A 9,544-nucleotide genomic window follows, 5' to 3' on the forward strand; every position below is an offset into this window, starting at 1 on the left:
CATGTGAAGCACCTCTTTACTATTTTCTCTCAACTTATAGTTTACTGGTTTGCTTCACTTTTTTCTATAAAAAAATAATCGTGTTGGCGAACTTTTTTGTTCACCAACACGATTTATTGTACACCCTAGAATTTTAGGAACAACAAAAAACATGGGAGCAAGCATTCAAAGAATGTTGTTTCCATGTTTTTTCTCTGTTATGTCACATTTAAAGTGATGACTGATATGTTCAGTCTTTAGGGTATTAAACACGTTCAACTTTACCAGATTTTAATGCACGAGCTGAAACCCAAACTTTTTTTGGTTTACCGTCCACTAAAATGCGTACTTTTTGTAAGTTAGCTTTCCATGTACGACGAGATGCGTTCATAGCATGAGAGCGAGTGTTACCGGATGAACTTTTACGTCCTGTTATAAAACATTGTTTAGCCATTGTATAACCTCCTTTACGATTTCCCTGTGAAGAATGTCATCGCTGACTCTCACATACCATAATAATTTAGCATATTCACCATAAAATTGCAAATAATTCTTTTAGTTTCTGTAAAAAAATATAAGATATTGACGTATCTTATTATTGTAAGAGCTATATATGCCTAAAATGAGCCGTTTTTTATTCATTTTGATGTGTATTACACCACATTTAATATAAGTGATACAAAAGAAACGAGTTTAGCGCTGTTCCTATTCTATCTTGTACAGTTGTTCATAAATAGATCGAAATGTAGGGGGAGTATTTATATTTTTTTTAGCAAATGTTAAATAGTGAGTTAATTTTTTCATGTGTATTCTTTTTGGCTTGCTCTTTTTAGAATACATTACTTTTAGAGGAGAATGACATAAATACTTTACAAAGTCTTTACGAAACATTGTAGGAAATCTTTACAAAGTAAACGTAAAATAAAAGAGTAATTTATAAAAGAAATGGAGTGTTCTCACATGAGAAAAAGTTTTGTAAAAATGTTGGCATTGGTATCAATAGGTGGTGCTTTAGCAGCTTGTGGAAATAATGGATCAACTTCTACAAGCTCATCAAGTTCAGATACTGGGAAAACAACGCAACAAGTTGTTGACTTAGGTGAAATTAATGTTATTTCAAGAGAAGATGGATCAGGTACAAGAGGTGCGTTCATTGAAATTGCAGGTGTAACAACTAAAGTAGATGGCAAAGAAAAAGATAATACAACTAAAACAGCAACAATCCAAAATAATACAGAAGGTGTTGTATCAGCCGTAACAGGAGATAAGACAGCAATTGGTTATATTTCTTTAGGTTCACTAGGGGATAATGTTAAAGCTGTTAAAATTGATGGTGTTCAAGCGAATGCAGAGAATGTAGTAAATGGAACATACAAATTGCAACGTCCATTTAATATTGCTTGGCAAAAAGATTTATCAGAACTAGGACAAGATTTTATCACATTTATTGACTCTAAACAAGGGCAAGAAATCGTCACAAAAAGTAAATATGTTTCTCATGTTAAAGATCCAAAAGAATATAAAGCAAGTGGAAAAACGGGCTCTTTATCTGTTGTAGGCTCAACATCTGTTACACCATTGATGGAAAAATTAGTAGAGGGATATAAAAAATTAAATCCAAATGTGACAGTTGATATTACATCAAATGGATCTTCTGCTGGAATGAGTGCCGTTATGGAAAAAACAGCAGACATTGGAATGGCTTCTCGTGAATTAAAAGAAAAAGAAGCTGCAGCAGTTGAACATAAAGCGATTGCTTTAGACGGTATTGCGATTATTGTTAATAAAGAAAATTCAACAGATACATTAACATTAGAGCAAGTTAAACGCATTTATACTGGTCAATTAACAGAATGGAGTCAATTATCAAAATAACGAGGTAGTCTATGAAATCGAAAAATAAAACTGAAAAAGTCATGCAGTGGACATTTTTCTTTAGTGCTTTAATGTCGGTTTTAGCCATCGTGGTCATTTGTTTATTCATGTTTACGAATGGATTACCATTTATTTTTAAACATGGCATAGCTGAGTTTTTATTTGGAACAGATTGGTCTCCGACCAATGTTCCAGCCAGTTATGGCATTCTTCCAATGATTGCAGGGTCTTTTTCAGTGACGTTAGGCGCTATTATAGTTGGTGTACCAATTGGAGTATTAACATCTTTATATTTAGTATTCTTTTGTCCAAAATGGTTATATAGATATTTAAAACCTGCTGTTAGTTTAATGGCAGCTATTCCATCTATTGTTTATGGATTTTTTGGGCTACAAATCTTGGTGCCTTTTGTTCGCCAATTTGGTGGGAATGGAATGAGTTTACTAACAGCTTCTCTTTTGTTAGGTATTATGATTTTACCAACTATTATTACATTATCAGAAACAGCGTTTCGTGCTGTTCCACAAACTTACTATAATGGGAGTATTGGTTTAGGTGCTAGTCATGAACGTAGTGTGATGAAAGTGATGTTGCCTGCGGCTAAATCAGGTGTATTCTCGTCAATTATTTTAGGAGTTGGACGCGCGATTGGTGAAACAATGGCAGTCATTTTAGTAGCTGGAAATCAAGCAATTATGCCACGTGCATTAACTAAAGGTGTTAGAACTATGACAACAAATATTGTTTTAGAGATGGCATATGCTGCTGATGAACATCGTGAGTCTTTAATTGCCACGGCAGTTGTCTTATTTATTTTCATTTTACTGATTAATGGAATCTTTACTTATATGAAGAGGAGGAGTGCGTAATGTATTCTAAAATCGTGAAAAGCATGATTTGGGGTTCGGCAGCTCTTACATTCGGACTACTTTTTTTCATTATTGGATTTATCTTCTTTAATGGGATTAGCAGTTTATCTCCGTCTCTGTTTTCGTGGGAGTATACAAGTGAGAATGTGTCACTAATGCCGTCGTTAATTACAACGCTACTATTAGTTTTTGTTGCTATATTAATTGCAACACCAATTGGTGTATTTACTGGTTTTTATTTGGTTGAATACGCTAAAAAGGGATCAAAAATTGTCAACATTATTCGAGTGGCAGCAGATACGTTATCAGGTATTCCATCTATTGTTTATGGATTATTTGGCATGTTGTTTTTCGTTAATTTTTTAGGCTTTCAGTATTCACTAATTGCCGGTGTGTTAACATCAGTTATTATGGTTTTACCAGTTATTATTCGTGCAACAGAGGAGGCATTAATTGCTGTTAATGATTCACTTCGTTTTGCAAGTTATGGTTTAGGAGCAGGGAAACTACGCACAATTTTTAAAATCGTTCTACCTGTGGCTATGCCTGGGATTCTATCTGGAGTTATCTTGTCTACTGGACGTATTGTTGGTGAAACGGCAGCGTTAATGTATACGTTAGGAACATCTACTAATATGGTAACAGGTTTATTTTCTTCTGGACGAACATTAGCATTGCATATGTATTTATTATCCACGGAAAGTTTACACGTAAAAGAGGCGTATGCAACTGGTGTAGTATTGATGATTATTGTGTTAATCATTAATACATTATCGGTCAAATTGTCTAATGTTTTAACAAGTAAAAATCGTTAAGAAGGTATATGTATCATTATTGTGCATATAAAGTATTGAAAGCATCTATCATTCGTTAGATTTATTATGCTTTAAATTGATAAAAGTACAATCAAGTGAGTGACTGAATACAAGAGTTTATGTGTCAATAATGAAATACAAAGATGTTTTGTAAAATGGAAAACAGAAAGAGTGAAAGAGATGAATGAATTTTCGATAAAAAATATGGATTTATTTTATGGCGATTTTCAAGCGTTGAAAAAAATCAACTTGGATATTCCTAAACATCAAGTAACAGCTTTTATTGGACCTTCAGGGTGTGGAAAGTCAACATTACTGAAGTCTTTAAATCGTATGAATGATTTAGTAGAAAATTGTAGAATTGACGGAGAATTATTATTTGAAGGAGAAAATTTTTATCAAAAAGATTATGATGCCAATCATTTGAGAAAACGTGTCGGAATGGTTTTTCAACAACCTAATCCGTTTCCGATGTCAATTTATGATAATATTACGTATGGTCCAAGAACACATGGTATCAGAGATAGAAAAACACTAGATGAGATTGTTGAAAAAAGTTTGAAACAAGCTGCCATTTGGGACGAAGTAAAAGATGACTTAAAAAAGAATGCTTTAAGAGTATCTGGAGGACAACAGCAACGCTTGTGTATTGCTAGAGCATTAGCTGTTAATCCGGATGTATTATTAATGGACGAACCAACGAGTGCCTTAGATCCTATTTCAACATTAAAAATTGAAGAATTGGTGCAACAATTAAAAGATCAATATACTATTATAATTGTGACACATAATATGCAACAAGCGGCACGTATTTCAGATAAAACGGCGTTTTTCTTACATGGAGAAGTGGTAGAGTTTGACGACACAGACAAACTATTTACTAATCCTAAGCATGAAAAAACAGCCGATTATATTTCAGGAAGATTTGGTTAAGGGGGCAATATGAGAGCACATTTTGATAAAGAATTATATGATTTAACACAACAATTTGAAAATATGTTTAGAGCAGTTGTAACATCGCTTGAGCAATCTATTATCGCTTTAACAACACAAAACATTGTGCTTGCCACAAATATTATTGAATATGATAAAGTTATTAATCAACAAGAGATTGATATTGCTGCTAATTGTACACGCCTAATTGCTCTACAACAGCCAGTTGTCAAAGATTTGAGAGTTATCGTTTCGTTTATGAAAGTGAGTTCAGATTTAGAGAGAATGGGAGATCATGCACGCTCTATTGCTAAAGGCGTTATTCGTACTACTAAACATGCTAGTTTTGAGGGGGTATTGCCTTACCTGGTAGAGATGTCTCAGCGTGTCATTGATATGGCAAAATTTGCACGGACAGCGTACTTAGCTAAAGACGAAGATAAAGCTAAAGAAATTGCTCTAATGGATTCCAAGGTTGATGCAGATTTAAAAAAAATTGGGCAATACTGTCGTGATATGATGAAAACTGATGCTAAGTATGTTTCAAATGGAGCAGAGTATATTTCAATGGCAAGCCATTTAGAACGTATTGCTGATTACGTGACAAATATTTGCGAACATGTTGTCTATATCCAAACGGGTGAATTAGTAGAGTTAGAAGATATGTGTGATACAGCACAATGAATGACTGTTTTGGAAATGGGATAATGGTAATGTATTTTTGAAGAAATTGCTAATAAATATAGAGATTATGTAGAGACTTGAAACGATAGCAAGGTTTCAAGTCTTTTGTTAATATTGACTTACAGATTTTTAGAGATGATGTGTAAAACTTTTATGTAGATATACTTTTAAAAAATGGTAATCCAACTAGTATATATCATTTTATAAAATAATGTTATCACTCGCAAAAGGTATAAAGGTATATAATTAGAAAAATAAATTTATACAGCAAAACAGTTGTCATATTAAAATAAAATTTTTGTCATACTAACATTTGAGAAGAGTACGGAAAAAAGGTGAGGTAACAATGAATATAATAGAGTTGAAAGAGCGTAGCCAACACTATTGGTCAAAAATAAATAATACTAGAGCGTAGTGGTAATTTTTAAAGAAAATTCCAAGAGAAAAAGTATACATTCTGACTGACATTAATTTGATCATTAAAAAAGGAGATTATGTCAGTTTAGTAGGATTAAATGATGTAGGTAAGTCTGAACTGATTAAAATGATGATAAGTTTATTGAAGGAAACTCAATGAGAAGCATTTTTATTTGGGAAGCCTGCTTGTTCCAATAGATGTCAAAATGTACAGAAAACAGGTGTGATTTTTGGGCAGAAGTTACAACTGTGGTGGGATTTAAGTTTGGTTGAAATCTTAGAAATTTTACAAAAAGTTGACGATGGAGATAGTCAGACACAAGTAAGAATAGACTATTTAATGACATTATTAGACGTTCATTTGTTTGCGAATTTTAATAAGTTTGGATAAAGTGCATAGAATTTGATTTTAATAACAAACATAGCTTTTAAAACATTGAAAGAAATTATCAACCAGCTTTAGGAAGTTGTTTAGAATTTATAGATAGATTTTTGGAAACCATTATTTATATAGAATAGGCTGTCTCCGTTTTTAAGTTTTGATGAGCATAAAGAACATTTGAAAAGAATAAGTGAAATTATCGTAGATTATAATTATTTATGAACGAAAGGGCTTTCGGTTGGCAAGGAGATTCTTATATGATATATTATTATAAATAAGGGAGGGGTGTTTAGAATGTTGGATAAAGCATTAATTGTGAGTGTAGTTGGAGATTTAGAGAATTTAGATATATAGGAGCTTAAAGATGATAGTCTAAAAGAGTTAGGTTTTCCAAATTCATCTTCTACACTGAAATGTAGAACTTGGCCAGTTTTAGGTCCTAAAGATAAGGATAATGGCGAAATTCAATAATTTGGTATAGAGCCAGTAGGATAATTCCTAGGGCTCTTTTATGGCAATTATTTTATTATTGTCGTTTGTTCCCATAATATATATAAAATATTCTTATGGTCTTACAAGGGAGGAAAAGATATGAGTGTTTTAGAAATTAAACAATTAAAATTCTCTGTAGGTATACGAGAGATATTAAATATTGAAAATCTAAATATTGAAAATGGGCAACGAATAGGTTTAGTTGGGAAAAATGGTTGTGGGAAAAGTCTATTTTTATCTATTTTGAATCATAAAATTGAGGCTGAGATTAGCTTATTTAAAATTTTTGGTATGTATTCATTGTTACCTCAATTTAAACCAAGCAGCTTTCAGTTAAGTGGTGGTGAGATTACGCAAAAGTATCTTATAGACATTTTGTCTCAGTCTCCTAAGCTTTTAATGTTAGATGAACCAACAAATAATTTAGATCAAAAACATATTATTTGGTTACAAAAACAACTTAAACGCTACGATGGAGGGATGATTATTGTTTCGCATAACCGTTATTTTTTAGATGAGTTATGTGATATGATTTGGGAATTAGATAATGGTAAAATTCAGCAATATCCAGGGAATTATTCTGATTATTTAGAACAAAAGAAAATAGAAAAGCGTACGCATAATAAGGCTTATGAAGATTACAAAAAAAATAAAAAACATTTAGAATTAGCTATTTTAAATAAGAGACAACAAGCGAATAAAGTGAGTAAATTTCCTAAAAATAAGTCTTTTTCTGAAATTAATGCAAAGGGGGCTAAACCTCATTATGGAAAAGTTCAAAAAAGTTTATTTCATAGCATGAAGGCATTAGATTCTCGACTAGATCAATTGGAAGTGGTAGAAAAACCCGTTGAAGATAGAAAAATAACTATTGACGTTCCGTTTGTTAAAAAATATATAAATAAACCTATTATAAAAATAGAGAAATTAATAGGTCGCGTCGGAGATAAGGTACTATGGGAACCCACTACATTTATTGTTAGACTTGGAGATAAGATTGGGGTAATAGGGGATAATGGCAGTGGAAAAACAACTTTAGTAAAGAGAATAATTGCCAATAAAGATGAATCTATATATGTTTCTTCATACACAAAAATTGGATATTTTGATCAAAATTTAGAAATACTTAATGAAAAAAAAACAATTTTAGAAAATGTAAATGAGGGGACTGTTCAATCAGAAGTTCAAGTGAGAATAATTCTTGACCATTTTGGTTTTAAGAAGGAGGATTTAGTAAAAAGAGTTAAAATATTGAGTGGAGGTGAGAAAGTTAAAGTTGCCTTAGCAAAATTGTTGGTTGGAGATTTTAATACGTTAATTTTGGATGAACCAACTAATCATTTGGATGTTTATACAATTGAAGCGTTAGAAGATTTGTTAATTAATTATTGTGGGACAGTGATTTTAATTTCACATGATCAACGTTTATTGGAAAAAACAGTATCTAAAGTTATTGCTATTGACAATAAGAAGATTACTATTTTTGATGGAGATATTAATGCGTTCAATAGATCACACCAAGAAAATTCAAAGAATAGTTTTTCAACAAAAAAATTACTCATTGATATGGAAATCACTAAAATACTTAGTCAATTAAGTATGAACTTTTCGGAAGAATTGGAAGAAAAATACAACTATTTGCTAAAATTAAAAAAAGAGTTGGATAATATTTAGAATGCTGGTCTTGTTTTTGGAAAACTAAATTATTGTAAATTTCAAGTTTAAGTTGTCTACCTATAGTAACTAATTTTTTCTATGACTAAAGTACCATGTCTATTGGTGTCAATACTTAACAATGAGCTGAGTCATGGTAATCTAGCCGACTGGCTGGTTCTCGCTTGCCTTTTCAGGACTGACTAAGCTATGCCGAAAAAGGCTCGTTGTCAAATGTTAATTTGTGCTTTTTCTTGTCTTTCCTTATGAAATAATTTTATGAATACTTCATACGGTGTTTGATACTCCAAAAGCTTTCGGATTTATCTTTTTTAGTGTGTTTGTCATATTGTCTAGAAGAAAAGTTTAAATCACTACAGTAATAGATGTATAACAGGATTGTGACATTAGAATTAAGTACAGAAGAAAAATAAATCATCAAAAAGGTATTAAAAAGTAAAAAAATTAATATTTTATTTGACAATTTGCGATGTTTCAAATGGAGCAGAATATATTTCAATGGCAAGCCATTTAGAACGTATTGCTGATTACGTGACAAATATTTGCGAACATGTTGTCTATATCCAAACGGGTGAATTAGTAGAGTTAGAAGATATGTGTAATCCAACTTAATAAATTATCTAATAGTACTGGATAAGTTGATAATATGTGTCGTATATATACGGAAAATTTGTTAATAGAACAAAACATAATATAGGAAATAGCCAAGGGATATATCGTATGGGAGATATACAGTGCATTCAGATAGTTGGAGTGTATAGTAAACTCCGTCAGCGTACTCTTGGGGAGAGTGCAAATATACCAAAAAACGTCCATTCATATTTATGAGTGGGCGTTTTTTATGGTTTTGTGTTACGAGTAAGAGTAATTCTAGTGGTGTATAGATTAAATTTCACTCTAAGATGATATCAGTTGTTTATATTGATTATTCAATATGTATTGTAACTTGCGTAAATTTTTATAAAAATAAATTTATTGGACGGGTGAAAGCCATTATATGATTATTTAACCTGTAACTTAAAGAGTTTTAAAATGTATATGTTTATGTACATATTCATAGATAGTTATATTTTAGAATGTTTTTTCACTCGAATTGTAAAGCCAAGTGCAACAGTACATGAAAAATACTAAAGTCACAGTCTATGTCTGTGTGCGACATAGTTGTTTTGTAATGGAATAGGTGTAACGGTCAAGGTATTAGCGTAGCGAGCCTTTACGGTTACACCTATTCTGTTATAGTTTATGTCGTTGCACACAAACGATTAAACATAGTATGAGGTGTATCATAGTCTAGTAGACGTCTAGGTCTATTATTTAACGCATTTTGTATAGTTGTTATCATTTGAATAGGTACTAAATTAAATGATTTTCCCTTCGGTAAAAATTCTCGAATTAAACCATTGTGATTTTCATTAGTCCCTCGT

Annotated in this window: 9 protein-coding genes and 1 pseudogene; 8 read left to right on the forward strand and 2 right to left on the reverse strand. The window is 31.6% G+C overall.

Annotation, left to right across the window (positions count from 1 at the left end):
• Window positions 1–244: 244 nt before the first annotated feature.
• Window positions 245–433, reverse strand: coding sequence for a 50S ribosomal protein L28 (gene rpmB, locus E4T68_RS07625; protein WP_135125700.1), 189 nt, complete (start codon window positions 431–433; stop codon window positions 245–247).
• A 506-nt stretch (window positions 434–939) separates the two neighbouring features.
• Between rpmB and E4T68_RS07630 the strand changes: the two genes are divergently transcribed.
• The 8 genes from E4T68_RS07630 to E4T68_RS07665 all read left to right on the forward strand — a co-directional run bounded on the left by E4T68_RS07630 (window position 940) and on the right by E4T68_RS07665 (window position 8,732).
• Window positions 940–1,854: a substrate-binding domain-containing protein gene (locus E4T68_RS07630; protein WP_135125702.1), complete on the forward strand. Its 915-nt coding sequence runs from the start codon at window positions 940–942 to the stop codon at window positions 1,852–1,854.
• Between the two features lie 11 nt (window positions 1,855–1,865).
• Window positions 1,866–2,723, forward strand: coding sequence for a phosphate ABC transporter permease subunit PstC (gene pstC, locus E4T68_RS07635; RefSeq protein WP_135125704.1), 858 nt, complete (start codon window positions 1,866–1,868; stop codon window positions 2,721–2,723).
• The gene (pstA, locus tag E4T68_RS07640; protein WP_135125706.1) at window positions 2,723–3,538 is read left to right on the forward strand and encodes a phosphate ABC transporter permease PstA; all 816 of its coding nucleotides are present in this window, start codon (window positions 2,723–2,725) and stop codon (window positions 3,536–3,538) included. Before pstC ends, pstA begins: the two co-directional genes overlap by 1 nt.
• A 180-nt stretch (window positions 3,539–3,718) precedes the next feature.
• Complete coding sequence (gene pstB, locus E4T68_RS07645) at window positions 3,719–4,471, forward strand: phosphate ABC transporter ATP-binding protein PstB (RefSeq protein WP_135125708.1); 753 nt, start codon at window positions 3,719–3,721, stop codon at window positions 4,469–4,471.
• 9 nt (window positions 4,472–4,480) lie between these two features.
• Window positions 4,481–5,155 (forward strand): phosphate signaling complex protein PhoU, encoded by a 675-nt coding sequence (gene phoU, locus E4T68_RS07650; protein ID WP_135125710.1) that lies wholly within the window; start codon window positions 4,481–4,483, stop codon window positions 5,153–5,155.
• A 640-nt stretch (window positions 5,156–5,795) separates the two neighbouring features.
• Window positions 5,796–5,963, forward strand: coding sequence for a hypothetical protein (locus tag E4T68_RS09345; protein ID WP_167753863.1), 168 nt, complete (start codon window positions 5,796–5,798; stop codon window positions 5,961–5,963).
• Between the two features lie 582 nt (window positions 5,964–6,545).
• On the forward strand, window positions 6,546–8,120 hold the full coding sequence (gene abc-f, locus E4T68_RS07660) for a ribosomal protection-like ABC-F family protein (protein WP_135125712.1): 1,575 nt from the start codon (window positions 6,546–6,548) through the stop codon (window positions 8,118–8,120).
• A 456-nt stretch (window positions 8,121–8,576) separates the two neighbouring features.
• Window positions 8,577–8,732 carry a PhoU domain-containing protein gene (locus E4T68_RS07665; RefSeq protein ID WP_228099281.1) on the forward strand — a complete coding sequence of 52 codons (156 nt, stop codon included), beginning with the start codon at window positions 8,577–8,579 and terminating at the stop codon, window positions 8,730–8,732.
• Window positions 8,733–9,360: 628 nt separating this feature from the next.
• Here the strand turns inward: E4T68_RS07665 and E4T68_RS09610 are convergent.
• Window positions 9,361–9,544, reverse strand: a pseudogene (locus tag E4T68_RS09610) (IS30 family transposase); the annotation flags it as partial.

It is taken from the genome of Granulicatella sp. WM01 (assembly GCF_004570605.1).
Classification (GTDB): Bacteria; Bacillota; Bacilli; order Lactobacillales; family Aerococcaceae; genus WM01.